General features: G+C 74.6%; 23 protein-coding genes. 9 read left to right on the plus strand and 14 right to left on the minus strand.

What is annotated here, in order from left to right; translation table 11 throughout:
- The first annotated feature begins 106 nt into the window (after nt 1-106).
- Together QWY28_RS07440 and QWY28_RS07445 are read left to right on the plus strand one after the other, a co-directional pair.
- A complete protein-coding gene (locus QWY28_RS07440) occupies nt 107-1129 on the plus strand; it encodes an iron-siderophore ABC transporter substrate-binding protein (RefSeq protein WP_300952289.1) in 1023 nt (340 codons plus the stop codon).
- 108 nt (nt 1130-1237) lie between these two features.
- Nucleotides 1238-2857, plus strand: a complete 1620-nt coding sequence (locus QWY28_RS07445) for a serine/threonine-protein kinase (RefSeq protein ID WP_300951683.1) — start codon at nt 1238-1240, stop codon at nt 2855-2857.
- Between the two features lie 118 nt (nt 2858-2975).
- Here QWY28_RS07445 and QWY28_RS07450 read toward each other — a convergent pair whose 3' ends face one another.
- Nucleotides 2976-5171 carry a GH92 family glycosyl hydrolase gene (locus tag QWY28_RS07450; protein WP_300951684.1) on the minus strand — a complete coding sequence of 732 codons (2196 nt, stop codon included), beginning with the start codon at nt 5169-5171 and terminating at the stop codon, nt 2976-2978.
- A gap of 210 nt (nt 5172-5381) precedes the next feature.
- Between QWY28_RS07450 and cimA the strand changes: the two genes are divergently transcribed.
- Both cimA and QWY28_RS07460 read left to right on the plus strand, forming a co-directional pair.
- Entirely contained in the window at nt 5382-6974 is a 1593-nt protein-coding gene (cimA, locus tag QWY28_RS07455; RefSeq protein WP_300951685.1) for a citramalate synthase, read from the plus strand.
- Nucleotides 6971-7627 carry an SDR family oxidoreductase gene (locus tag QWY28_RS07460; RefSeq protein ID WP_300951686.1) on the plus strand — a complete coding sequence of 219 codons (657 nt, stop codon included), beginning with the start codon at nt 6971-6973 and terminating at the stop codon, nt 7625-7627. The genes cimA and QWY28_RS07460 overlap by 4 nt, the downstream gene beginning before the upstream one ends.
- Here QWY28_RS07460 and QWY28_RS07465 read toward each other — a convergent pair.
- Nucleotides 7615-8226, minus strand: a complete 612-nt coding sequence (locus QWY28_RS07465; protein ID WP_300951687.1) for a TetR/AcrR family transcriptional regulator — start codon at nt 8224-8226, stop codon at nt 7615-7617. The genes QWY28_RS07460 and QWY28_RS07465 overlap by 13 nt on opposite strands.
- Before the next feature lie 104 nt (nt 8227-8330).
- On the opposite strand from QWY28_RS07465, the gene QWY28_RS07470 reads away from it, so the two are divergent.
- The 3 genes from QWY28_RS07470 to QWY28_RS07480 are packed head-to-tail and all read left to right on the plus strand — an operon-like array spanning nt 8331 to nt 10860.
- Nucleotides 8331-8882 carry an NAD(P)H-dependent oxidoreductase gene (locus QWY28_RS07470; RefSeq protein WP_300951688.1) on the plus strand — a complete coding sequence of 184 codons (552 nt, stop codon included), beginning with the start codon at nt 8331-8333 and terminating at the stop codon, nt 8880-8882.
- Nucleotides 8883-8921: 39 nt separating this feature from the next.
- The gene (locus QWY28_RS07475) at nt 8922-10310 is read left to right on the plus strand and encodes an amidase (RefSeq protein WP_300951689.1); all 1389 of its coding nucleotides are present in this window, start codon (nt 8922-8924) and stop codon (nt 10308-10310) included.
- 4 nt (nt 10311-10314) lie between these two features.
- Nucleotides 10315-10860, plus strand: a complete 546-nt coding sequence (locus QWY28_RS07480; RefSeq protein ID WP_300951690.1) for a GNAT family N-acetyltransferase — start codon at nt 10315-10317, stop codon at nt 10858-10860.
- Between the two features lie 9 nt (nt 10861-10869).
- On the opposite strand, the gene QWY28_RS07485 is transcribed toward QWY28_RS07480, so the two are convergent.
- From QWY28_RS07485 to QWY28_RS07505, 5 genes are all read right to left on the minus strand, one after another.
- Nucleotides 10870-11793: an NADP-dependent oxidoreductase gene (locus QWY28_RS07485; protein ID WP_300951691.1), complete on the minus strand. Its 924-nt coding sequence runs from the start codon at nt 11791-11793 to the stop codon at nt 10870-10872.
- Between the two features lie 963 nt (nt 11794-12756).
- On the minus strand, nt 12757-14028 hold the full coding sequence (locus QWY28_RS07490) for an HNH endonuclease signature motif containing protein (RefSeq protein WP_300951692.1): 1272 nt from the start codon (nt 14026-14028) through the stop codon (nt 12757-12759).
- Between the two features lie 510 nt (nt 14029-14538).
- On the minus strand, nt 14539-15150 hold the full coding sequence (locus QWY28_RS07495) for a CbiQ family ECF transporter T component (RefSeq protein WP_300951693.1): 612 nt from the start codon (nt 15148-15150) through the stop codon (nt 14539-14541).
- Nucleotides 15147-15839, minus strand: a complete 693-nt coding sequence (locus QWY28_RS07500) for an energy-coupling factor ABC transporter ATP-binding protein (RefSeq protein WP_300951695.1) — start codon at nt 15837-15839, stop codon at nt 15147-15149. Before QWY28_RS07500 ends, QWY28_RS07495 begins: the two co-directional genes overlap by 4 nt.
- A 7-nt stretch (nt 15840-15846) precedes the next feature.
- Complete coding sequence (locus QWY28_RS07505; protein WP_300951696.1) at nt 15847-16491, minus strand: biotin transporter BioY; 645 nt, start codon at nt 16489-16491, stop codon at nt 15847-15849.
- Between the two features lie 97 nt (nt 16492-16588).
- Between QWY28_RS07505 and QWY28_RS07510 the strand changes: the two genes are divergently transcribed.
- Nucleotides 16589-17173, plus strand: coding sequence for a TetR family transcriptional regulator (locus QWY28_RS07510; RefSeq protein WP_300951697.1), 585 nt, complete (start codon nt 16589-16591; stop codon nt 17171-17173).
- Between the two features lie 9 nt (nt 17174-17182).
- Nucleotides 17183-17377, plus strand: coding sequence for a hypothetical protein (locus tag QWY28_RS07515; RefSeq protein WP_300951698.1), 195 nt, complete (start codon nt 17183-17185; stop codon nt 17375-17377).
- Between the two features lie 8 nt (nt 17378-17385).
- Here QWY28_RS07515 and QWY28_RS07520 read toward each other — a convergent pair whose 3' ends face one another.
- The 7 genes from QWY28_RS07520 to QWY28_RS07550 are packed head-to-tail and all read right to left on the minus strand — an operon-like array spanning nt 17386 to nt 24679.
- Nucleotides 17386-17994, minus strand: a complete 609-nt coding sequence (locus tag QWY28_RS07520) for a pentapeptide repeat-containing protein (RefSeq protein ID WP_300951699.1) — start codon at nt 17992-17994, stop codon at nt 17386-17388.
- Nucleotides 17991-18569 (minus strand): M23 family metallopeptidase, encoded by a 579-nt coding sequence (locus QWY28_RS07525; RefSeq protein ID WP_300951700.1) that lies wholly within the window; start codon nt 18567-18569, stop codon nt 17991-17993. Before QWY28_RS07525 ends, QWY28_RS07520 begins: the two co-directional genes overlap by 4 nt.
- Nucleotides 18570-18573: 4 nt before the next feature.
- Entirely contained in the window at nt 18574-19095 is a 522-nt protein-coding gene (locus QWY28_RS07530; RefSeq protein ID WP_300951701.1) for a 2'-5' RNA ligase family protein, read from the minus strand.
- Nucleotides 19096-19142: 47 nt separating this feature from the next.
- Nucleotides 19143-19565 (minus strand): VOC family protein, encoded by a 423-nt coding sequence (locus QWY28_RS07535; RefSeq protein WP_300951703.1) that lies wholly within the window; start codon nt 19563-19565, stop codon nt 19143-19145.
- Between the two features lie 22 nt (nt 19566-19587).
- Nucleotides 19588-21927, minus strand: a complete 2340-nt coding sequence (locus QWY28_RS07540) for a GNAT family N-acetyltransferase (protein ID WP_300951704.1) — start codon at nt 21925-21927, stop codon at nt 19588-19590.
- Nucleotides 21924-23222, minus strand: a complete 1299-nt coding sequence (locus tag QWY28_RS07545; RefSeq protein WP_300951705.1) for a lysine N(6)-hydroxylase/L-ornithine N(5)-oxygenase family protein — start codon at nt 23220-23222, stop codon at nt 21924-21926. Before QWY28_RS07545 ends, QWY28_RS07540 begins: the two co-directional genes overlap by 4 nt.
- A complete protein-coding gene (locus QWY28_RS07550) occupies nt 23219-24679 on the minus strand; it encodes a pyridoxal phosphate-dependent decarboxylase family protein (protein ID WP_300951706.1) in 1461 nt (486 codons plus the stop codon). Before QWY28_RS07550 ends, QWY28_RS07545 begins: the two co-directional genes overlap by 4 nt.
- Nucleotides 24680-24701: the final 22 nt, after the last annotated feature.

Raw genomic sequence — 24701 nt, forward strand, 5'->3', positions numbered from 1 at the left:
TGAGCCTCACCTAAATTCGCCTCGACCGGGCTCGGCCGGTCCCGCACCACGAGGAGTGGACGTGACGTCCCTTCGTCCCCTGACGCGACGCGCTCGCGTGTCCCGGATGCTGCTGCCCGCCGGCGCCCTGCTGCTGGCGTTCCCGCTGGCCGCCTGCGGCTCGGAGTCCGACTCCGACGAGAGCGCCGAGGACGGCGGCGCCAGCCCGGCGGCCGAGGCCTTCGAGCCGGTCACCATCGAGCACGCCTTCGGCTCCACCGAGATCGAGGAGGAGCCCGAGCGGATCGCCACCTGGGGCTGGGGCAGCGGCGACGCCGCGCTCGCGCTCGGGGTCGTGCCGGTCGCGATGCCGGAGTACTCCTACGGCGCCGACGAGAACGGCCGCATGCCGTGGCAGACCGAGGCGATCGAGGAGCTCGGCGGCGAGGAGCCCACCCTGCTCAGCGAGACCGCGGAGCCGCCGATCGAGGAGATCGCCGCCGCGACGCCCGACCTGATCCTGGCCAACTACTCCGGGATCACCGAGGCCGACTACGAGAAGCTCTCGAAGATCGCCCCGACCGTGGCCTACCCCGACCAGCCCTGGGCCACCCCGTGGCGCGAGGTGATCACCACCGTCGGTGACGCGCTCGGCAGGTCCGCCGAGGCCGAGCAGGTCCTCGAGGACATCGACGCCGAGGTCGCCGCCGCGGCCGAGGAGCACCCGGAGTTCGAGGGCAAGACGATCGCGGCCGTGGCCGTCGACCCCTCGGCGTTCTACGTCTACCGCGGTGCCGACCCGCGCGTGGAGTTCCTCGAGGACCTCGGCTTCACGCTCGCCCCGAGCGTCGACGAGCTCGACACCGAGGAGACGACCTTCTACTACACGCTCTCCACCGAGGAGGTCGACAAGCTGACCTCCGACGTGCTCGTCTCCTACTCCCCGACGGAGGAGGCCGCCGCCGAGGTCGACGAGGGTCCCGCCGCCAAGGCGATGCAGCAGTTCCAGGACGACACCGTCGCGCGCGTCGTCGGCGAGTCGCTCGTGTCGTCGGTCTCGCCGCCGACCGCGCTCTCGCTGACCTGGGGCCTCGAGGACTTCGTCGCGGCGCTGGTCCCGGCCGTCGAGGCGGCCGACGCCCAGGGTTGACCGCCCGGCTCCACCTCGTTCCACCCCTGATCCACCGCCGACCGCGTCCGGGTGCTTCCCGGGCGCGGTCGGCGCGTTCGGGGACCCCCCGCCGAGTAGATTGCGCGGGTGACGACGCAGCAGGCGGTGGTGGGGGCCTACACCCTGCTCGCCAAGATCGGCGAGGGCGGGATGGGAGTCGTCCACCTCGCCCGCGGACCGCGCGGTGACCGCGTCGCGCTCAAGGTGCTCCGCCCGCACATCGTCGGCGACGAGGAGGCGCGGCACCGGCTGGCCCGGGAGGTCAGCTCCCTGGAGCGGGTCCGGTCCCGCTGGGTCGCCGAGGTCGTCGACGCCGACCCGTGGGCCGTGGTGCCGTTCGTCGCCACCCGCTACGTCCCCGGGCTCTCGCTGCACGACCACGTCGTCGAGGAGGGGCCGATCACCGGCGCCGACCTCACCTGGTTCGCCGCCTCGCTCGCGGAGGGGCTCGCCTCCGTGCACGCCGCCGGCGTGCTGCACCGCGACGTCAAGCCCTCGAACGTGCTGATGGAGGGCCGCACGCCCATCCTCATCGACTTCGGGCTGGCCCGCGTCGCCGACGACCCCAAGCTCACCCACACCGGGTGGCTGCTCGGCACGCCCGGCTACCTCGCGCCGGAGATCCTGTACGGCGACGACGCGACGACCGCCTCCGACGTCCACTCCTGGGCGGCGACCGTGGTCTACGCCGGGACCGGCCGACCGCCGTTCGGCCGGGGCCCGTCGATGGCGATCATGGACCGCGTCCGCCGCGGCGAGCACGACGTCTCCGGCCTGCCCGACGACCTCGCCGCGGTCGTCGAGGCCGCGCTCGACCCCGAGCCCGCACGCCGGCCCACCCTCGACCAGCTGCTGGCCTGGCTGCGGCCGCAGGTGGGTCGCGGCCGCCGGGTCCCGCCGCCGGTTCCCGAGCCGGAGACCGAGGCCGCGCCGGTCATCGCGCCCGTGCTCGAGCCGGTGATCGAGACGCTGCCGGTCATGCTGGACCGGCCCGACGCCGACAGCACCCACACCCGACCCTTCGAGACGCTGCTCGACCCTGCCGCCCGCGACGAGGACGCCGAGCTGACGGTCCACGACTGGGATGTGGCGGAGTACGTCGTGCCGCGGCCGTCCGTCGGTCAGAGGTTCCGGCGGGCGACCCTGCTCCTCGCCGCCGCGCTCGCGACCGGGGCCGGCTTCGCGGCGTACCCCTGGGTCGCGACGGCGCTCACCCTCGTCTCGGTCTGGCTGATGCGCAGCGGCTCCCTGGCCGCGAGCAAGGCCGGCGACCGGCGGCGGCTGCGCGGCCGCAAGTGGTACGACGGCGTGCAGGTGCTCCTCGGTGCGCCGTGGGACCTCGTGCGCTCGATCCCGGGGACCGTCGTGCTGCTGCTGTGGAGCCTCGGGCTGGCGATCGCGGGGGCCCTGCTCTGCTACGCGGTCGCGGCGTCCGTGCCGGCCACCCTGTTCGTCTGCGGCACGCTGCTGGCCGGCGCGCTCTGGCTCGGACCGGGCGGCTCCCGCGTCCGCGGGCCGGTCTCGCGGGTCGCCGACCCCACCGCTCGGAGCGTCCGCGGGTGGGTGGCCGGGCTGGTCGCGCTCGCCGTCGTCGGCTGCGGTCTCGGCGCCCTCGTCCAGGCGTCCGGCACGTCGTGGACCCCCGACCAGGGGCAGCCGTTCCGTGACGTCTCCGTGCCCGACGGCGGGATCCTCGGCAGCCGTTGAGCCCGCCCGGGATCGTTCAATTGTGCGGTTGTGTCGGGTTCTCGGGCCCAGAACCGGTCAGAACCGTTCAATTGCGCGGTTGTGTCGCGCCCGAGCCGCCGGCCACGAACGCCGCGCGCTAGCCACCGTACGACGGCGGTACGTCACCGGGCCCGGTGGCCCAGGCAGGACGCCCGTCGTCGGTGGTGGTGACGACGACCGTGCGCGGCCGGGTGGGACCCATCCGCAGCCAGGAGGAGCCGTGCGCCCGGCCGTCGACGGTGACGCCGGCGACGTGCCGGGCGTCGCCGACGCGCACCAGTCGGGTGGGGGCACCGCTGCGCGGACGGACGACCACCTCGGTGAAGAGCGGTCGGCCCAGTGCCGTCACGTCCGTGCCGGGCACGAGCGGCTGGAGGCCCAGGGCCGCCCAGACGTACCACGCCGACAGGCCGCCGAGGTCGTCGTTCCCCGGGAGGCCCCGGGGGCCCGGCCGCCACAGCTCGTCGAGCGCGCGGGCGACGACGTCCTGGCTGCGCGCCGGCTCGCCGAGCCAGAGGTGGGCCCACGGGGTCAGCAGGCTCGGCTGGTTGCCGAGCCACGCGTGCGCGCCGGCGCCGGCGTTCAGCTCGGCGTGCAGGTCGTCGAGGCGGCCCAGGACCTCCGCGCGGGTCCCGAGCGCGGCGAGCAGGCCGCCCATGTCGTGGGGGACCGACCAGGTGTACTGCGCGGCGGTGCCCTCCTGGAAGCCGGCGCAGCACGCGGCGGGGTCCCACCCCGGACCCGGGAAGGCGCCGTCGGCCGCCCGCGGCGCCAGCACGCGTCGGTCCGGGTCGAGCAGGTGGCGCCACCAGCCGCTGCGCGCGCGGAGGTCGGCGGCGTCCCGGTCCCGTCCGACGGCGGCCGCGAGGCGGGAGACCGCGAAGTCGTCGACCGCGTGTTCCAGGCTGGTCGAGGCGTCGCCGGGCACCCAGCCGAGGTCGAGGTACGTCGCCAGGTCGGGGCGCGCCGGGGTCGCGACCCGCGCCTGGCGCACCAGCTGCGCGGCGACCGCGCCGACGTCGTACGACCGGGCGCCGAAGGCGTGGGCGGCCGCGGCCAGCGGCGCCGCCGAGTCGCCGGACATCACCAGCGTGTCCTGGGCGACCAGCGGCCACCGCGGCATCCACCCGCCCTCGCGCGCGGCCGCGAGCAGGCTCGCGACGAGGTCGGAGGCGACGTCGGGCCGGAGCCAGGCCAGCAGCGGGGTGTGCGTGCGGTAGGCGTCCCAGGCGGTCGCCGCGGTGTAGCGGCGGTGACCGGCGGCGACGCGGTGGACCCGGCCGTCGAAGCCGGGGTAGCGGCCGTCGGCGTCGCTGACCGTCGTCGGGTGCAGCAGCACGTGGTAGAGCGCGGACCGCAGCGTCGTGCGCTGCTCGGCCGTGCTGCCGGTCGCGGTGACCCGCTCCAGCTCGGTCGTCCATGCGCGCGTCGCCTCCGCCCGCAGCCGCTCGACCGACCAGCCAGGGTCGTCGGACTCGAGGTTGCGCCGCGCGCCGGCGGCGTCGACGAACGACACCGCGACCTGCGCGCGGACCGTCCGGCCCCGCGAGGCGTCGAACCGCAGCGCGACCCCGCCGGGCCACCGCCGCACCGCGGCCGCCGGCTGGTCGAGGCGCAGTCGCACATGGACGTCGTACGTCGTGGACGAGCCGCAGAACCCGCCGCTGGTCGCCCGCACCACCACGTCGCGGCGGCTCGGCAGCCGGACGCGGGTCGACCGGGTGCCGGCGAGGCTGCCGTCGGCCTTGACCAGCAGCCACGGCGAGGCGCCTCGGGGGAACCGGTACGCGGCCAGCCCGGACCGGTCGTCGGCCGCGAGGGTGGCGGTGACGCCGTTGCCGAGGCGGGTCCGGTGCCACCCCGGACCGGCGCGCTCGCCGGTCCGGTCCAGCGGCACGGTCGCGGTCGACGGGTGCGCCGGCAGGGGGCCGGTCCACGGCAGCACGGGAACGTCGCCGAAGGCCCGGCAGCCCGCGCCGGAGAGGTGCGTGGGGGAGAAGCCGCGGAGGTGGGGGTCGTCGGCGGCGTACCCCGACGCGGTCGCGGACGGCGTCCCGCCGCCGGTGGCGGACATGGGGTCGGCGGTGGTGTCGGGCCCGAGCTGGACCATGCCGAAGGGTCGGGCCGCGGCCGGTGTGGTGCCGCCGCTGGACCACGGCGGGGCGCCCCCGGTCCCGGTCATCAGGTCGGGACCGGTGCTGTCCGGAGCGGCGGCGGAGCCGGGCGCGACGGGCGCGGTGAGGGCCGCGCCGAGGGCCAGCGCGGCCAGGACCTTCGTACGCCGCCACCTCACCGGGCGAGCGTACGGTCCGCCGCCGGCCCGCGTGCTGAGATCCGCGTCCCACGCAGCGGACGGCCGTGGCACGATGACCCCGTGCAGCACGGACGGATCATCATTCGCTAGCGCGTCGAGCCCCTCGACGCGCCGACCTCTCGCACCCCGAGAGGTTTTTTTGTGCCCGCACACCAGCACCAGCCCCGCACCGGAAGCAGAGACAGACCGATGGACCTCCACGGCTCGTTCCACGTCTACGACACGACCCTGCGCGACGGCGCCCAGCAGGAGGGGCTCAACCTCTCCGTCGCCGACAAGCTCTCGATCGCCCAGCAGCTCGACGGTCTCGGCGTGGGCTACATCGAGGGTGGCTGGCCCGGGGCGAACCCCAAGGACACCGAGTTCTTCCGCCGCGCGGCCCAGGAGCTGGACCTGCGGCACGCGAGGCTGGCGGCGTTCGGCGCGACCCGGCGCGCCGGGGTCCGGGCGGCCGACGACCCGATGGTGGCCGCGCTGCGCGATAGCGGGGCCGGCGTCGTGACGCTCGTGGCCAAGTCGCACGACCGGCACGTCGAGCTGGCGCTGCGGACCACGCTGGAGGAGAACCTCGCGATGGTCCGCGACACCGTCAGCCACCTGCGGGCGGAGGGCCAGCAGGTGTTCCTCGACGCGGAGCACTTCTTCGACGGCTACCGCGCGAACCGCGACTACGCGCTGGAGGTGCTGCGGACGGCGTACGACGCGGGCGCCGAGGTGGTCGCGCTGTGCGACACCAACGGCGGGATGCTCCCGGGCTGGGTCTCCGACGTGGTGCACGACGTCGTCGAGACGACCGGCGTGCGGGTGGGCATCCACTGCCACAACGACACCGGGTGCGCGGTCGCCAACACCCTCGCCGCGGTGGAGGCGGGCGCGACCCACGTGCAGGGCTGCATCAACGGCTACGGCGAGCGGACCGGCAACGCCGACCTCGTCACCGTGGTCGCCAACCTCGAGCTCAAGCTGGACCGCCAGGTGCTGCCCGCCGGCCTGCTGCGGGACGCGACCCGCATCGCCCACGCGGTCGCCGAGGTGACCAACGTGCCGCCCGCCTCCCGCCAGCCGTACGTCGGCACGTCGGCGTTCGCGCACAAGGCCGGCCTGCACGCCAGCGCGATCAAGGTCGACCCGAACCTCTACCAGCACATGGACCCGGTGGGCGTCGGCAACGACATGCGGCTGCTCGTCTCCGACATGGCCGGCCGGGCGTCGATCGAGCTCAAGGGCCGCGAGCTGGGCTTCGACCTCGACGCCGGGACGCCCGAGGGCAAGGACCTGGTCACCCGGATCACCGACCGGGTCAAGGTGCTGGAGTCCCGCGGCTACACCTTCGAGGCGGCCGACGCCTCCTTCGAGCTGCTCCTGCTCGAGGAGGTCGAGGGCGCGCGCCCGTCGTACTTCGAGGTCGAGTCCTGGCGCGTCATCACCGACTCCAAGCCGGCGGAGGAGGCGCTGTCGGAGGCGACGGTCAAGCTCCGCGCGGCGGGCGTGCGCTACGTCGTCACCGGCGAGGGCAACGGCCCGGTCAACGCGCTCGACCAGGCGCTGCGCGCGGCGATCGGGCAGGCGTTCCCGGAGGTCGCGAAGTTCGAGCTGATCGACTACAAGGTGCGCATCCTCGACCAGGGCCACGGCACCGACGCGATCACGCGGGTGCTCATCGAGACCACCGACGGCGTCTCGTCGTGGGTCACGGTCGGCGTCGGCGCGAACGTCATCGAGGCGTCGTGGGGCGCGCTCGTCGACGGGCTGACCTTCGGCCTGCGGAGGCAGGGCCTGTGAGCGGCCCGGTGATCGTCGTGGTGGGGGCCGGCCCCGGGGTGAGCGGCTCGGTGGCCCGCCGCTTCGCGCGCGAGGGCTACGACGTCGGGCTGCTCGGCACCGACGAGGAGCAGCTCGACCGCCTCGCCGGCGAGCTCGAGGCGCTCGGCGCCGCGGTGGAGCGCGCGGTCGTCGACGTCACCGACACCGCCGCCACGACCGCGGCAGTGGAGCGGTGCGGGCGGCGTGCCGGCCGGATCGACGTGCTCCACTTCAACCCCAGCGCCTACCGACCCGCGGACCCGCTGACGCTGACCGTGCCCGAGCTGCTCGAGGACGTCGCGCTCGGCGTCGGCGCGCTCCTGACCGCCGTCCAGGCCGCGCGCCCCTTCCTGTCGGCCGGCGGACGGGTCACCGTCACCGGCAGCATGGCCGCGGACGAGCCGTCGCCCGCCGCGGCGTCGCTGGGGGTGCAGAAGGCTGGCGTGCGCAACCTCGTGCACAGCCTCGACCGCACGCTGGCCGCCGACGGCATCCGCGCGGTGTCGGTGACCGTCCGCGGCGTCCTCGCCCGCGAGGGGGCGTTCACCCCCGACCGGGTCGCGGAGGCGATCTGGGCGGCGGCGCACCAGGACGAGGCCGCGTGGGCGAGCGAGGTCCCCTACGCCGGCTGATCGGGGGTCCGCACCACCCGGTGGACCAGGTCGACCCACCCGTCGACGACGCGATCGAGCGGGAACTTCTCGACGGAGAGCTGCTGCTCGAGGATCGGCAGCTCCAGCGGCGCGAGCAGGGCGGTGGCCAGCAGGGGCAGGTCGCCCTCGACGCCGAGCTCGCCGAGCAGGTACCGCACGTGCATCGCGGTGAAGGACCACACGGCGTACGACCGGGATCCGGCGCGGCCCGCGGCGCGGACGAGCTCGTGGTGGCGCAGCGTCGACTCGAGCCGTGACCGGCCGAACGCCAGCAGCCGCTCCATCGGCTCCGCGCCGGGGCCGAGCGGCGGGGGACCGGACATGACGGCGGCCTGCCAGGCCGACTCGGAGTGGTTCAGCAGCGCTGCCATCAGTCCCTCGCGGGACTCGAAGCGACGGAAGACCGTGCCCTTGCCGACGCCCGCTCGAGCGGCGACCGCCTCCATCGTCATGTGCTCGACCCCGCACTCGTCGATGAGCGACTGGGCGGCGACGAGCAGCGCCTCGCGGTTGCGCGCGGCGTCGCGCCGCTCGGGCGGCGGGTCCCCCAGGAGGGGCAGCAGGCGGGGCTCGGACATGACGCGGCCACTGTAGGGACCAGATGCTCACCGAAGGCCGGGAATAGAAACGGACCAAAGTCCGTTTGGGGCTGCAACCGTTCGTCCCCGACCCAGGAGCTCCCATGTCCCAGACCCGTGTCGCCGTCCTCGTCGGCAGCCTCCGCACCGACTCGCTCAACCGCAAGATCGCCGAGCTGCTCGCCGCCGAGGCGCCGGAGGGCGTCGTCGTCGACATCGTCGACGGCCTCGAGAACCTCCCGTTCTACAACGAGGAGATCGACGGCTCCACCCCGCCCGAGGCCGCGACCCACGTGCGCCACCAGGTCGCCGCGGCGGACCGCGTCCTCGTCGTGACGCCGGAGTACAACGGCACGATGCCCGCCGTGCTCAACAACGCCATCGACTGGCTCTCCCGCCCGTACGGCGCCGGCGCGCTGGTCGCCAAGCCGTTCGCGGTCATCGGCACGACCCCGACGCCGTACGGCGGCCGGTGGGCGCACGCGGACGCCGCCCGCTCGGCCAACATCGCCGGCGCGGTCGTCCTGGAGGACCTGACCGTCTCGCAGCCGGGCGTCGAGGTCGACGTCCTCAACGACGACGAGGTGCTGGCCAAGCTGCGCGGGGCCCTCGAGGCGCTCGTGGCCTACGAGGCCGCGCCCTCGTCCGCCGCCTGACCCTCTCGGCCGTGCGCCCGGCGTACTAGCGTCGGGCGCATGGCCGACCTCCACGACCTGACCGCCCTGGAGCAGGGAGCGCTCGTCCGGCGTGGGGAGGTCTCGAGCCGCGAGCTCGTCGACCACTACCTCGAACGCGCCGACCGTCTCGACACGGTCGGCGCGTTCGTCACGCTCACCCCCGAGCAGGCCCGGGCGCGGGCCGCGGACGCCGCGGCGCCCGGTCCGCTCGCCGGGGTGCCCACCGCGGTCAAGGACCTCAACCTCGCCGCCGGCGTACGCACCACCTTCGGCTCGGCGGCGTTCGACGACTTCGTTCCGGAGGTCTCCGACGGGGTCGTGCTGTCGCTGGAGGACGCCGGCCTGGTGAGCATCGGGAAGACGACCACGCCCGAGTTCGGCTCGCCCTGCTACACCGAGCCCGACGGTCTCCCGCCGGCGGTGACCCCGTGGGACCGGACCCGGATGGCCGGCGGGTCCTCCGGCGGTGCCGCCGCGGCGGTGGCCGCGGGGCTGGTGCCGGTCGCGCAGGGCTCCGACGGCGGCGGCTCGATCCGGATCCCCGCGTCGTGCTGCGGGCTGGTCGGCCTCAAGCCGTCCCGGGGGCGGATCTCCGGCTTCCCGATGTACGGCGACCCGGTCGGCCTGGCGACCGCCGGGCCCATCGCCCGCACCGTCCGTGACGCGGCCGCGCTGCTCGACGTGCTCGCCGGCCGCCGGGCGGGCGACCCGTCGTGGGCGCCGGAGCCGGGCGGGACCTTCCTCGCCGCGTGCGACCGGCCGCCGGGGCGGCTGCGGGTCGCCCGGTTCATCGAGCCCGTCATCGCCGACGTCGAGGTCGACCCGGCGGTCGTGCAAGCCTGGGAGGACGCCTCGCGGCTGCTGGAGTCGCTCGGCCACGAGGTCGAGGACGTCGCCGTGCCGCTGCCGCGCGAGGCCGTGCCGGTCTTCGAGACCTGCTGGGCGGTGCTGACCGCGATGTCGGCCGCGCCCGAGGGGCGCGAGCACCTCCTGCGTCCGCTCACCCGCTGGCTGGGTGGGATCGGCCACGCGGTCAGCGGTCCGGAGCTCGGGCTGGCGATCGGCGCGATGCGGCGGTTCGCGGCCCAGGCACTGGCCGACCTCGCGGCGTACGACCTGGTCCTGACGCCGACGCTGGCCGCGCCGCCGCTGCCGGTCGGGGCGATCCGGGACGACGAGGACCCGGCGGCGGACTTCGAGGCGCAGAAGCGGTTCACGCCGTGGACGTCGGCGTGGAACGTCACCGGGATGCCGGCCGTCTCGCTGCCGCTGCACTGGACCGACGACGGCCTGCCGGTGGGCGTGATGCTCGCGGCGCGGCCGGCCGAGGAGGAGCTGCTGCTCGCCGTCGCCGCCCAGGTTGAGGAGGCGGCGCCCTGGGCGCACCGTCGTCCGCCGGGGTGGTGAGCCGGTGCTGACGCCCGTCCACACCGCGCACCTGGGGGGCCCGGACCTCGCGGATGCCCGCGCGTTGATGGACCTCGCCTTCGACGACTTCTCCGACGCCGACTGGTCGCACGCGCTCGGCGGGATGCACGCGCTGGTCCGGGTCGGGGGCGCCCTGGTCGCGCACGGCTCGCTGGTGCAGCGCCGGCTGCTCGTCGGCGCGGGGGAGGAGCAGCGGTCGTGGCGGTGCGGGTACGTCGAGGCGGTCGCCACCCACCCCGACCACCGGCGTCGGGGCCACGCGACCGCGGTCATGGCCGCGCTGGAGGCGCTCGCGCCGGCGTACGACGTGCTGGCGCTGTCGGCCTCCGACGCCGGCGCCGCGCTCTACCGCGGCCGCGGGTGGGTCCCGTGGCGCGGTCCGACGTCGGTGCTCGGGCCGTCGGGGCCGGAGCGGACGCCGGAGGACGACGGCTCGACGTACGTCCTGCCCGGCGCCCGCCCCCTCGACCTCGACCTCGACCTCGACGCGCCGCTCGCCTGCGACTGGCGCGACGGCGACGTATGGTGAGCGGTTCGCTCAGATGGTGACGGCGATCTTGCCGCGGGTGCGGCCCTCCTCGTTGGCGCGGTGGGCGTCGGCGATCTGCTCGAGCGGGTACGTCGCGGCGAGGTCGACACGCAGCCTCCCCGCCTCGACGAGGTCGCGGAGCGCGTCGAGGTGCTCGATCACGGGCCGGACGAACACGTAGCGGCCGCCGAGCCCCAGGACGGTGTCGGCGTCGACCACCGAGGCGATCCGGGCGGCGTCGTGCACCTGGTCGGGTGCGTCCTCGAGGGCGTCGCCGCCGATGAGGTCGACGACCGCGTCGACCTTCGCGGTGAGCTGCTCGCTGACCGGGCCCTGCGTGTAGTCGATGACCTCGTCGACCCGGAGCTCGCGCAGGTGGTCGTGCTTGTCGCTGCGGGCGGTGCCCACGACGGTCGCACCCCGCGCCTTGGCGATCTGGACCGCGAGGTGGCCGACGCCGCCGGCCGCCGCGTGCACGAGCACCCGGTCGCCCGCGCCGACGTCGAGCGCCTCGACGACGAGCTGGTACGCCGTCAGGCCGGCGAGCGGGAGCGCCGCCGCCTCCTCGAACGACAGGCTCGCGGGCTTGCGGGCGACGGTCCGCTCCGGCGCCGGGACCAGTTCCGCGGCGGTCCCGAAGGCGACGTCGTCGCGGCGCACGTAGCCGTAGACCTCGTCGCCCGGCCGCAGCCCGGTCCGCACCGACGGACCGACCGCCTCCACCACGCCGGCGACGTCCCAGCCGGGGATGATCGGCAGGTGGTGGGGGTAGGCGCCCTGGAGGTAACCCTCCCGGATCTTCCAGTCGACCGGGTTGACGCTCGTCGCCCGCGCCCGGACGAGCACCGTGTCCGGGCCGACCGGCGGGTCGTCCACCTCGCGGACCTCCAACACGTCCGCCCCGCCGAACCGTTCGTGCACCGCTGCGCGCACTCGTCTCTCCTTCGTCCTCGTGGTTCCTCGTCCCGCCCTCGGTGCCCCCGAGCCGGGGGGAGCCATGCACGCCGCGCCCGACCGGTCCGGCGCCCGATTCGCTGCTCGAGCAGCGAGCCTTGGCGAGCGTCGTCGAGACTCGGTCGAGCAGCGCAGGGCCTGACTCGCTGGTCGAGCAGCGAGCCTTGGCGAGCGTGGTCGAGACCCGGTGAGGTGCGCAGGGCCTGACACGCTGGTCGAGCAGGGAGCTTTGGCGAGCGTGGTCGAGACCCGGTGAGGTGCGCAGGGCCTGACTCGCTGGTCGAGCAGGGAGCTTTGGCGAGCGTCGTCGAGACCCGGTGAGGTGCGCAGGGCCTGACTCGCTGGTCGAGCAGCGAGCCTTGGCGAGCGTCGTCGAGGCCCGGTGAGGTGCGCGGGGCCTGGCTTGCTGGTCGAGCAGGGAGCTTTGGCGAGCGTCGTCGAGGCCCGGTGAGGTGCGAGGGGCCTGGCTTGCTGGTCGAGCAGGGAGCTTTGGCGAGCGTTGTCGAGGCCCGGTGAGGTGCGCGGGGCCTGGCTTGCTGGTCGAGCAGGGAGCTTTGGCGAGCGTCGTCGAGACCCGGTGAGGGTGCGCAGGGCCTTGGGGTAGTCGTCCGGCTGTCGGGAGGCGCCGTGCGAAGAGATTTGAGTAAGGCGTGGTTGCGCGCCGCTGTGGTCGAGGTGCTTGGTCGCGGTTGCTGGTCGGGTTGCGGGCAGGCGGGGGTCGACCGCTGTGGTCACAGTGGTCGAGAGACGCCCGGGAGATGACTGGGCTTCCGGCTGGTTGAGGAGCGCGCTGGCGCGCGTATCGGAACCGGTGAGGCGGCCGGGCGCCGGGTGGCGCGGTGCAGGGGGCTTGCTGAGAAGCCGTGATCGCGCGCCTCGTTCAAGGGATCCCGGCTGGTTGAGGAGCGCGCGCCGGCGCGGGTCTCGAAACCGGCCAGCGGTCTATGTCCGCATGTGGAAGGCGACCTTCCCGTTGGGCAGGTGGGTGGTCTCGTAGGCGGGGTCGTGGATGCGTGCGTGGTGGCGTGGGCAGAGGTTCCTGGCGTTGCTCAGGTCTGTCGTGCCGCCGTGTGCCCAGGGCTGGTCGTGGTGGGCGTGGCAGAGGTGGGCGGGCCAGTCGCACCCGTCGGCGGTGCAGGTCGGCTGGGTGATGTTCAGTCCGCGGCGTTGCGCACCGGAGAACAGTCGGGACCGTCGGCCGAGGTCGAGCAGCTCGGACTTCGAGCCGAGCACGGCGGGGACGAGTCCGGCTTCGCACGCCAGCCGGCGGGCGGTGGCGGCGGAGATGACTCCACCGCCGTCGAGCACGCCGGGCGCGAGGCCGCCCATCAGTGACTCGAGGTCGATGGTGACGACGACGGTGGCGTTGAGTCCGCCGAGCTGGGGCAGCTTGTCGGCAGGGAGTCGTTCGAGGAGCTCGCAGAGGGCGTCGCCCATCCGTTCTGGGGAGGGCCGCCGTTCGACCTCGGGCTCTTCTCCTGCGTCGGCGGCGTCCTTGGTGGCGGCTTGGTGCTTGGGTGCGGCGAACGCGAGCAGCATCTTGTGCAGCATCGCTCCGTGCAGCTCGGGGATGGAGAACTTCCCGCGGTAGCTGCCCTTCCCGTCGGGGCACATCGTGAACCACGCGTTGGCACGCGTCTCGCGCTCTTCTCGTTCGAGGGTGCGGGCGTCGCGGGCCTCGCCGATCTCGGGTGCGACGACGGTGAGGACGTGCTTGGCGAGGGTCGCGAGTGCCTTGGGGTCGCGGTGGACGGCTTCGGCGAGGAGGTGCTGCTCGGCGCGGGCGGGAATCGTGGGGTCGTCGAGGTCGTCGGGGAGCCGGTCGATGCAGTCGGTGATGACGCGGGCGTGGTCGCCCGAGATCGCGCCCTCGGTCAGCGCGGCCGCGGTCGGGTGGTGCCGATCGAGTGACTCCGCGAGCCGCATCCGGGACTTCGCGACCGGCCGGTTCTGCCGGGTCTGGTGGCCCCACCACGACGCGGTGTCGGTGGCGCCGACTCGTTCCCCGACGTGACGGCGGTCGGCCTCGGCGGCCAACCGCAGCTCGAGCGCCTCAGCCTGGGCGCGGAGTCGGGTGGCTTCGAGGAGGGTGGTCGCGACCTCGTCGTCGGACATCTGCCACAGGTCCGAGGTGGCCGCTGAGCGGACCTTGCGTCGGGACTTCGCGACAGCACGGCACACGGTGTGCGCGTGGTGTCTCGAGTCCTTGGCCATGGGTCCACTCAAGCACCCGCCACCGACAGTCCGACCGCTGTTTCCCCAGGTCAGACCGCGTATCGGACAACCAGTTCGCGTGATTCTCCGGCGGGTTTCGAGATGGTCGCTGCGCGACCTCCTCGACCAGCCGGGAGCCGGACGAGCCCGCAGCCCCCGCCCACCCATCCTGTAGCTGCCTCCACCGCAACCACCCACGGTCCGCAGGCCGCAGGTCGGCTCATTGGGTCTCGACATCGTCGGCGCTGGCGCGCCTCCTGCTCGACCAGCGGGGGCCCGGCGGCCTTTCGTCGACCAGCCGGGAGACGGACGAGCAGCGCACGTCGCGGCGTACCTTCCCCGTAGCTGCCTCCATCCCGACCATCCCGCGGCCCGCAGGCCGCAGGTCGGCTCACCGGGTCTCGACGTCGTCGGCGCTGGCGCGCCTTCTGCTCGACCAGCGCGGCGCTCGCGGGGTCTCGACATCGTCGGCGCTGGCGCGCCTCCTGCTCGACCAGCGGTTGCTGGGGGTCAGTCGCCGAGGCCGCGGGCTTGGAGGGCGTCGCCCGTCTCGTGGGCGCGGGCGACGACGCGGACGACGAAGGGGGTGAGGTAGGCGCGGGGGTGGCGGCCCAGGCCGCGGGCGCGGGCTGCGTCGCGGGTCTCGAGGGCGAGGGCGAGGGTGGCGGGGAGGGCGGCGATGGCGAGGGAGAAGACGAGGGCGACGCGTTCGGGATCGACGCCGATCCGGCGCAGCGGGCGCAGCCAGCGGACGATCGCGTCGAGGAGGGCGTTCACGGGGGTGGTGGAGGTGAGGACGAGGGCGGCGAGGGCGAGGACGACGAGGTCGACGGTGGTCTCGACGGCGCGGGGGAGACCGTTCACCCACCACTGCACGGCCGACACGAGGACGACGAGCACCGCGAGGCTGCGCAGCGCCCGAAGGACGGCGCCGAGCCGGACCCGGGCGACGGCGGCGGCCAGCAGGGTGAGGGCGAGGTAGCCGAACGACGCCGGCATCGAGCGCACGAGCACCACCGCCAGGCTGAGGACGGCGAGCCCGAGCACCTTCGGGCCGACGGGCAGCCGGTGCAGGAGCGTGCTTCCCGGCTGGTAGGTGCCGACGAGGAGCGGCTGGCTCACGCGGTCACCGCGGCGACGTAGTGGTCCACGGCGGCCTCCGCCGCGCCGTCGTACGCCACGGCCCCGTCGAGCACCACCAGCACCCGGTCGCAGCGGCGCGCGAGGTCGAGGTCGTGGGTGACCAGGACCAGCCGCTGGGGGAGCGAGAACAGCAGGTCGGCGACCCGGCGGGAGTTCGCGAGGTCCAGCAGCGTGGTCGGCTCGTCGGCGACCAGCACCTCCGGCTCGGTCGCCAGCACCCCGGCGAGCGCGAGCAGCTGCTTCTGCCCGCCGGACAGGGCGTGCACCGAGGTGTCGGCGTGGCCGGCGAGGCCGTGCTCGGCGAGCACCTCGAGCGCGCGGGCGCGGCGGCGTGCGGGATCGCGCTCGGACCGCCGCAGGGACAGCTCGACGTCCTCGACGCAGGTCGGCATCACCAGCTGCGCGGAGGGGTCGGTGAAGCAGAAGCCCACCCGGCGGCGTACGGCGGCGCCCTCGCGCGCCACGTCGAGGCCGTCGACCAGCACCCGCCCGGCGGTGGGCGTGACCAGCCCGTTGAGCAGACGTGCGAGCGTGGACTTCCCCGAGCCGTTCGCCCCGACCACGCCGACCCGGCGCTCGGCGAGGCTGAGTGTGGTCGGCGCGAGCACGACGCGGTCTCCGTCCGCGGTGGGGACGACGACCGAGGCGGCGTCGAGCTCGATCGTCACCGGCGGATCACCGTCGGTGCAGCAGCTGCGGGAACGCGCGGTGCACCTCGGCCGCGACCAGCGCGACGAGGGCGGCCTTGAGCACGTCGCCGGCCCAGAACGGCGCGTCGTAGCCCCACGCGACCGACCACGGGACGTCGTACCAGTACTTCATCCCGACGATCCCGAGCAGGTGGTTGACCACGACGGCCGGCACGGCGCAGCAGAAGACCCAGAACGCCCGGGTCTTCCGCGCCCGACCGGCCACCTGGGCGACGAGCAGCCCGGCGAGGCCGGCGATGAGCGGGAAGGACCACAGGTAGCCCGCGGTCGGGCCGGTGAAGGTCCCGAGACCGCCCTCGCGGCCGGAGAACACCGGCAGCCCGATCGCGCCGAGCCCGAGGTAGAGCAGGACGGCGAGGAGCCCGCGGGTGGGGCCGAGCACGCAGCCGGCGAGGAGGATGCCGAAGGTCTGCAGGGTGATCTCGACCCCGGCGCCGCCGACGGGCACGCCGCCGACCAGGGCACACGCGGCGATGAGGGCCGCGAACGCCGCGACGAGCGCGAGGTCGGTGGTGGTGAGGCGGGGCCGGCGACCGGCGGGGGCCGAGGTGGTGCTGGGGCCGGTGCTGGGGCCGGTGCTGGGGCCGGTGCTGGGGTCGGTCATCGTCATCGCGGTTCCTTCGGCAGAGACCTGAACGCTGGTCAGGTGAACGGCGTTCAGGTTAGGCTGGGGGTCCGGTCCGGGTCAATGCAGAGGGAGACGTGACGTGCGCAACCACCGCGAGGACGTCGTCGACCAGGCGTTGCGGGTGCTGGACACCTACGGGCTCGCCGACCTGACCATGCGGCGGCTGGCCAAGGAGCTGGGCGTGCAGCCGAGCGCGCTCTACCACCACTTCCCGAGCAAGCAGCTGCTCCTGGCCGCCGTGGCCGACGAGCTGCTGGCCCGTGGCGCCCGCCCCGCCCCCGAGGGCACGTGGGAGCAGCGCGCCCTGGGCCGCTGCACCGAGCTGCGCGACGCGATGCTGGCCTACCGCGACGGCGCGGAGGTCGTGGCGACGGTGCACGCGTTCGGGCTCGGCGCGGCCGCCCCCGAGGACGCGCTGGCCGAGGCGGTCGCAGGATCCGGCGCACCGCCCGACCTGGTCCGCTCCGCCACCCGCACGCTGCTGCACCTCGTGTTCGGCCACACCGTCGACGAGCAGACCCACCTCCAGGCCGGCAGCGCGGGCGCGATCGAGGACGGCCCGCGGGAGCGCTCCGACCTCGAGGTGGGGGTCGGGCTGGTGCTCGACGGCATCCGCAGCCGTACCGGCGCCGCCAGCACGAGCCGCGCCGAGCGGGCTCGCTAGGGTCGAGCCGTGCCGAACGATCCCTGGTCCGTCCTTCGCGCCGAGGAGGAGCACGAGCTCGACCCGCTCCTCCCGGACCCGGTCGAGATCGCGCTCAGCCTCGGGCTGTTGCTGGCCGTCGTCGCCCTGCTCGTGCTGGTCGCCGTGGTCGTCGTCCGTCGGCGGCGGCGCGACCGGGAGCTCGAGGACCGCCCCGGCTCCTGAGCCGGCGCTCAGCCGTCGACGAGCGCGCCGTGCTGCTCGGCGAGGAGCACCGCGCCCGCGACGTCGAGCCTGGTACGCCGCATGCGGGTCGTCGTGAGGTCGACCCCGTCGAGGGTGGCCCCGCGCAGGTCGGCGCCATCGAGGACCGTCTCGCGGAGGACCGCGTCGGTCAGCCGCGCGTCGCGCAGCACCGCCCCGGTGAGGTCGGACAGCGACAGGTCGGCCTCGCGGAGGTCGAGGTCGCTGAGGTCGAGCCCCGTCAGGCGGGTGCCGCGGATCGTCACGCCGCGCCACACCCCGCCGATCACCCGCAGCGGTCGCAGCGTGCACTCGCTGAACACCGACCCGGTCAGCTTGCAGCCGTCGAAGGTCGCGTCGAAGAACGACACCCGCCGGAAGTCGCAGGCGACGAAGGCGCTCGCGACGTGGGTGGAGGACGTGAGCCGCCCACCGTGGAAGGTGCAGCGCTCGAAGGTCGCGCCGGCGGTGCGCGCCTCGCTGAGGTCGACGTCGGTGAAGGTGCACCCGACGTACCGCGCGGCCCCGAGGTCCTCGCCGTAGAGGTCGAGGTCGCGCAGGTGCTCGCCCTCGACCACGGCCGGGCCGGCGCCGCTCACGACGCGGCCTGCAGCCGCAGGAGGGGCCTCGGCCAGGTGGCGGTGGAGAGGCCTCCGCCGACGGTGCGCTTCTCGAAGTGCAGGTGACAGCCGTCGGGCGCGGCGTCGTCGGAGGCCCGGGCGAAGAACGTCCCGGGCGTCAGCGTGTCGCCCTCGCGGACCAGCACCTTGCGGGTGTGCCCGATGACGACGTCCCAGCCCCGCTTGCGGTTGCGCAGCACGACCGGGCTCGAGCCGTAGGCCGGGCCGAGGGCGTCGTTGCTGACGACCCGGGCCCAGAAGCGGGTGCGCAGCTTGGTCCCGCAGCCCATCGCGACGTCGATGCCGTGGTGGAAGCCGCGCTCGTCCTCGCACCGCGGGTCGGGGGAGTAGTAGGGCGCCCGCGTGCAGCCGAACGGGATCATGATCCGGTGCTTCCCGGCGAACCACGGCGAGGTGTAGCGGGTGGTGTCGGCGGTGTAGAAGACCCAGTCCGGGTCGGGCTTCGCGACGGCGGGCGCGGTGGGCGCCGCGGTGAGCAGGCCGAGCACGAGCAGCAGCGGGGCGAGGGCCAGGAGGGGCCGGTGCGGTCGCATGGCCTCAGCCAAGCACAGCGCTCCGACGGTCCGGGATGCCCAGGGGCCAGCGGTGGAGCAGCCGGCACCCGTCGGCCTGGTACCACGCCAGGTCGAGCCACTCCGCGCGGCAGCGCGCCGGGACGAGCCCGGCCACCAGCTCGCGCGTCGAGGCCTCCGAGACCTCCGTCGAGGTCAGGTCGAGCGTCAGGTGCGGGACCGGCTCGAACTCCCCGGCGTACGGCGGGCACTGGGGGAACGCGGCCGCCAACCGGGACGTCAGCTCGCGGAACGGCCCGTCCGGCTCCGGCACCAGGTGGATGATCCCGCTCCCGAACGTCGCCACCCGCTCGAGGACGAAGTCGAACGGCCCGAGCCCCGCCGCGACCTCCGCCACGGTGGCGAGGTCCGCGGCCGAGGGGTCGACCAGCCAGGGCCCGAGCGCGGTGACGTGCGCGTGCACGAAGGCGGGGTCGGCGGAGACCCAGGCCGGGTCGTAGTGCGCGTGCCGCTCCCGCACCACGGGCTCGACCGGCGGCACCGGCACCTGCAGCACGGTGTGTCCCGGGTGACCCGGCTGCCCCGGATCGCCGCTCACGGCAGGGTGAACTGACCGACGGCCAGGCTGCGCAGCACGCACAGCTCGTTGCCCTCGGGGTCGGCGAGCACCACCCACGAGACCGACGGGTCCTGCCCGACGTCGGCCCGGGTCGCGCCCAGGCCCAGCAGCCGCTCGACCTCGTCGGCCTGGGAGCAGTCGACGGGAGACAGGTCCAGGTGCAGCCGGTTCTTGGCCGTCTTCCCCTCCGGCACGGGCTGGAGGAGCAACGTCGGCACGACCGCCCCGGCGCGCACGTCGGCGAGCCGCTGGACGTCCGGGACGCGCTCGGGGCCGATCTCGACGCTGCCGTCGTCCTCGGTGCCGACCACGACCCACCCCAGCGCCGCGCACCAGAAGTCCGCGAGCCGGACGGGGTCGTGGCAGTCGACGACGGTCTCGGTCAGCCGCGAGGTCATGCCGCCAGTCAACCGCCCGCGGTCACGGCGCCGCCACCGGGTTGGCCAGGGTGCCGGCGTACATCAGCGACTCCGCCTGGTCGGAGAGGTCGACCATCTGCAGGGTGTTGCGCAGCTGGAGCCGGTTGAGGCAGCTGTGACGGAACTCGGCGCGCATCAGGTCGTACGCCGCGTGCCGCTCCGCCAGCTCGGGGTGGTCGTCGCGGTGGCGCACCAGGCAGGCGCGCACCTCGTCCCAGAAGGCCGCCTCGTCGAGCACGCCGTCGAGGTGCAGGATCGCCGCGACGTGCCGCAGCACCCCGTCGAAGACGTCGGTGTGCAGCGCGAGCGCCCGCACGTCCTGGGGCACGTCGGCGCGGATCCGCTCGACGTCGGGCGGCAGCGGCTGGTCGTCCATGACCGCGACCTCCTCGCCGACGTCCTTCATCAGCACGCGGTCCACGACGCCGTCGCGCAGCACGAGGACGAGGTTCTCCCCGTGCGGCATGAACGCCAGCTCGTGGGCCAGCAGGCAGTGCGCGACCGGCCGGACGTAGGCGTCGAGCCAGCGGCGCACCCACGCCCGCGGCTCCAGCCCGGATCGCTCGACCAGGGCGGTGACGAACGCCCGGCCGTCGCCGTCGCGGTGCAGCAGCGCGGCCATCGTCGCCAGCCGCTCGCCCTCGCGCAGCAGGGGGAGCGGGCTCTCGCGCCACAGCGCGGCGATCATCTTCTGGTACGGCGACCGCACGCCGGCCCGGTCCGCGAGCCGGTGGTAGGCGTCGCCGGTGTAGCCGATCGCGGCCCGCTCGCGCAGCACCGAGAACCCGCACGCGCGCAGCTCCTCGTCGCCCGCGACGAGGTCGGCGACCCAGTCGTTGATCGCCGGCGTCGGGCCCATGTATGCCGGGGACAGCCCGCGCAGGAAGCCCATGTTCTGCACCGCGAGCGCGGTCTTCACGTAGTGCCGCTCGGGCCGGCTGGTGTTGAAGAACGTCCGGATCGACTGCTGCGCCCGGTAGGTGTCGGGGCCCTCGCCGAGCGGCACCAGGTCGCGCCGCGCGACGTCGGGTGCGAACGTGACCGCGACCTTGGTCCGCCACTGCCAGGGGTGGAGCGGCAGGTAGAGGTAGTCGGCCGGGTCCAGCCCGAGGTCGCGCAGCCGCTTCTCGAACCCGACCCGGGTGTCCTCGTCGAGCTCGGTCGCCCACAGCGCCTCCTCGGTCAGGTCGGCCGACAGCGAGAGCCGCGTGTGCTCGCGCCGCGCGGCCACCCAGACCAGGCGCACGGGGGCGCCGGCCTCGGGGGAGTACGCCGCGTGGTCGTCGACCCCGAAGCCGATCCGCCCGTTGTTGGCGAGGAAGCCCGGGTGGCCCTCGGTCATCGCGGCCTCGACCGCCTGGTAGCCCTCGGTCCCGTCCAGCTCGAGCAGCTCCTCGACCGACCGGGTGGAGTGCGCCAGCTTCCACGCGGCCGAGGCCAGCGTGGCGGCCAGCTCCTCCAGGTAGGTCGGCAGCAGGCCGTCGGGGACGCCGAGCAGCGGCGCCAGCTCGACGACCAGCTCCTGCACGTCCAGCGGCGCCGGCTCCCCGTCGAGCGTCCGCTCGACGCTCGCCTCCTCGACCGCCCAGTGCTCGAGCGCGAGCATCTGCGCGCGGAAGGTGTACCGCGTCCGGCCGTCGGGGGAGACCAGCTTCCACCGCTCGTCCGCGAGGTCGCCGACCGGCGTCGGCGCCAGCAACCGCTCGTGGGAGAGCTCGGAGAGGGCCTTGGTCACCAGGTGCCGTTGGGCGCGGGCGAGGTGGTCGGGGGTCAGGTGCGCCGCCGTCAGGTCGGCGGGCAGGTCAGGGGCTGGCGGGGTCGGGCGGTCCAGCACGGAGAGGACGGCCTCCTTCGCGACGGGGGTGGTCAGGGAGACGGTGCGCAGCTCGCGGAACCCGAAGGCGGTGTTCATCGCGCGGATCGCGCCGTTGCGGGCGTCGGGCTCGACGACCACGCGACGGACGCCCGGGTCGGCGAAGCAGTGGTCGAGCACGGCGCCGAAGACCCGGCGGGTGAACCCCGGCACCGGGTCGCCGCTGGGCGGCGCGACGAGCACGTGCATCCCCAGGTCGCCCGCCCGCAGGTCGGGCAGGTCGCGGACCGGCGAGTGCGTCGAGCGCACGGGGTCGTAGGTCTCGGCGAGGAACGCCGGCTCGCCGTCGACCCGCCCCAGCCAGGCGTGGTGGTGGGGGTCGTCGGCGATGGCGGCGTACTCCGTGGCGACGTCGTGGACGCTCGCGCCCTGCATCAACCAGAAGGCCGACCGGGGGTGGGTGACCCAGCGGTGCAGCAGGTCGAGGTCGCGGTCGAGGTCGAGCGGCTCCAGCGTCACGGCGCTCACGGCACGCTCCGCAGGTGGTCGGGGACGCCGAAGGACTGCACGGCGATCCGCTTCTCGACCGGGTAGACCTCGCGGCCGGTGAGCGCCGCGATGATCACCGAGTTCCGGTAGGCGCCCATCCCGAGGTCGGGCGCCACGAAGCCGTGGGTGTGCTCCTCGGCGTTCTGCACGAAGACCTCGGCGCCGCCGTGGTCCACGGCGTACGTCGCCGACGCGACGTACCGCCCGCGCTCGTCGAGCCGGAGCCGGTCGCGCACCGGGTCGAGGAAGTCCGGCACCTGCGCGGCGTAGCCGGTGGCGAGCACCAGCCCCTCGGTGCGCACCGAGAAGTCCTCGCCGGTCTCGTCGTGGTGCAGGCCGAGGGTGTACGCCGCGCCGTCCCAGGCCGCGTCGACGACCGCGGTGTTGGTCAGCAGCGTCGTGCGCGGGCCGGCGCCCTGCACGCGCAGCCGGTAGTGCAGGTCGAAGATCGCGTCGACCAGGTCACCGCTGATGCCCTTGTAGAGCGAGCGCTGCTCGCGCAGCAGCCGCTCGCGGGTCCCGGCGGGCAGGTCCTGGAAGTACGAGGTGTACTCCGGCGAGGTCATCTCGAGGGTGAGCTTGGTGTACTCCATCGGGAAGAAGCGCGGGCTGCGGGTCAGCCAGACCAGCTCGTAGTCGTGGTCGGGGCTCTCGGCGAGCAGGTCGTGGTAGACCTCCGCGGCGCTCTGGCCGCTGCCGACGACCGTGATCCGCGGCAGCGCCTGAAGCTCGGCCTTGCGGGCGAGGTAGTCGGCGGAGTGGATCGCCGGCCCGCCCGCCTCGCGGACGCACGGCAGCACCCGCGGCTGCGTGCCGGTGCCCAGCACGACCGCACGGCCGCGGAACACCTCGCCGCGCGCGGTGCTCACCACGTAGGTGGCGCCGTCGTGCTCGACCGAGGTCACCGCCTGCCCGAAGCGCACCGAGCCGAGCCGCTCGGCGGCCCACCGGCAGTACTCGTCGTACTCGCGGCGCAGGGGGTAGAAGGACTCGCGGATGTAGAAGGCGTAGAGGTGGCCGGTCTCCTTGAGGTAGCTCAGGAAGGACCAGCGCGAGGTCGGGTCGGCCATCGTCACCAGGTCGGCCAGGAACGGCACCTGCAGCGTGGCGTCGTCGAGCATCATCCCGGGGTGCCAGGCGAGGTGGTCGCGGGCCTCGAGGAAGACGCAGTCGAGGTCCTCGACGGGGTCGGCCAGGCAGGCCAGGCCCAGGTTGAACGGGCCCAGGCCGATGCCGACGACGTCGTGGACCCGGCGGTCGTCGGGTGCGCTCACGCCGCCGCCTCCGCGGTCAGCTCGCGGCCGAGCGCGGCGACCGCGTCGGTGACCGCGAGGACGTCGTCGAGGGTGGCCACCGGGTTGAGCAGGGTCAGCTTGAGCCAGCACCGGCCCCCGACCTTGGTGGCGGCCACCATGGCGGCGCCGCGCTCGTAGAGGGTGGCGCGGATCCGGCCGGCGAGTAGGTCGGCGGTGTCCTCGGCCAGCCCGGCGGGGCGGTAGCGGAAGACCACGGTCGAGAGCTGCGGCGTCGCGGCCAGCTCGAGCTCGGGGTGGTCGGCGAGGCGCTCGCCGACAGCGGTGGCGAGGTCGACGACGTCCTCGACGTACCCGCCGATGGTGTCGGGGCCCATCACCCGCAGGGTCAGCCACAGCTTGAGCGCGTCGAAGCGACGCGTGGTCTGCAGGCTCTTGTCGACCTGGTTCGGGTGTGCGGCGTCCTTCGGGTTGAGGTAGTCCGCGTGCCAGGTCACGTGGCCGAGGTGGCGGCTGTCGCGGACGACGAGGGCGCTGGAGGAGACCGGCTGGAACCACGTCTTGTGGTAGTCCACGGTCACCGAGTCGGCCCGCTCGATGCCGGCGAGGCGCGGGCGGAGCCGGGCGGAGGCGAGCAGGCCGCCGCCGTACGCCGCGTCGACGTGCAGCCACGCGCCGTGCGCCTCGGCGAGGGCGGCGACGGCCGGGAGCGGGTCGATCGCGCCGAAGTCGGTCGTGCCGGCGGTGGCGACGACCGCCATCGGCACGTGGCCGGCGTCGCGGACGCCGGCCAGCGCGCGGCTCAGCGCGAGGGGATCCATCCGGTGGTCGTCGTCGACCGCGACGGTGACGACGGCGTCGGGGGCCAGGCCGAGCAGCTTGGCGGCCTTCTGGACGCTGAAGTGCCCGTCGGCCGAGGCCAGGACCCGCAGGTCGGCGGTCGCGTGTCCGGCGGCGAGCGCGGCGTCGCGGGCCAGGTGCAGCGCCTGCAGGTTCGACTGCGTCCCGCCGCTGGTGAAGACCCCGTCCGCGGTCGCGCCGAACCCGATCCGCCCGGCGGTCCAGTCGATCAGGTGCCGCTCGACGAACGTCCCGCCGACGCTCTGGTCGAAGGTGTCGAGGGAGGAGTTCACCGAGGAGACGAAGAGCTCGGCCAGCAGGGCGGGCACGACGACCGGGCAGTTGAGGTGGGCGACGTACGCCGGGTCGTGGAACCACACGGCGTCGTCGAGCCAGACCCGGCTCATCTCGGCCAGCGCCGCGCGGGTGTCGCCGAGCGGGCGGTCGAGGTCGACGTCGGCGACGACCTTCGCGGCCTGCTCGGGCAGCACCCCGGTGGCCGGGCCCGCCTGGGCGGTGAGCGCGTCGGCGAGGTGGTCCAGACCCAGCCGCATGCTCGCGAGGAAGTCCTCGAGGTGGTCGGGGTGGAACAGGTGGCGGGTGTCGCGGGCATGCCGCGCGGGCGTGGCTGGGAGCACGAGCCTTCCTTCCGAGTCAGGT

This window comes from Nocardioides oceani, from assembly GCF_030412965.1.
Classification (GTDB): domain Bacteria; phylum Actinomycetota; class Actinomycetes; order Propionibacteriales; family Nocardioidaceae; genus Nocardioides; species Nocardioides oceani.

Excerpts from the sequence above, each read along its gene's own strand:
- QWY28_RS07440 (WP_300952289.1), top strand. The coding sequence starts at position 107 with ATGCTGCTGCCCGCCGGCGCCCTGCTGCTGGCGTTCCCGCTGGCCGCC.
- cimA (WP_300951685.1), top strand. The coding sequence starts at position 5,382 with ATGGACCTCCACGGCTCGTTCCACGTCTACGACACGACCCTGCGCGAC.
- QWY28_RS07465 (WP_300951687.1), bottom strand. The coding sequence starts at position 8,226 with ATGTCCGAGCCCCGCCTGCTGCCCCTCCTGGGGGACCCGCCGCCCGAG.
- QWY28_RS07470 (WP_300951688.1), top strand. The coding sequence starts at position 8,331 with ATGTCCCAGACCCGTGTCGCCGTCCTCGTCGGCAGCCTCCGCACCGAC.
- QWY28_RS07475 (WP_300951689.1), top strand. The coding sequence starts at position 8,922 with ATGGCCGACCTCCACGACCTGACCGCCCTGGAGCAGGGAGCGCTCGTC.
- QWY28_RS07490 (WP_300951692.1), bottom strand. The coding sequence starts at position 14,028 with ATGGCCAAGGACTCGAGACACCACGCGCACACCGTGTGCCGTGCTGTC.
- QWY28_RS07505 (WP_300951696.1), bottom strand. The coding sequence starts at position 16,491 with ATGACGATGACCGACCCCAGCACCGGCCCCAGCACCGGCCCCAGCACC.
- QWY28_RS07525 (WP_300951700.1), bottom strand. The coding sequence starts at position 18,569 with ATGCGACCGCACCGGCCCCTCCTGGCCCTCGCCCCGCTGCTGCTCGTG.
- QWY28_RS07535 (WP_300951703.1), bottom strand. The coding sequence starts at position 19,565 with ATGACCTCGCGGCTGACCGAGACCGTCGTCGACTGCCACGACCCCGTC.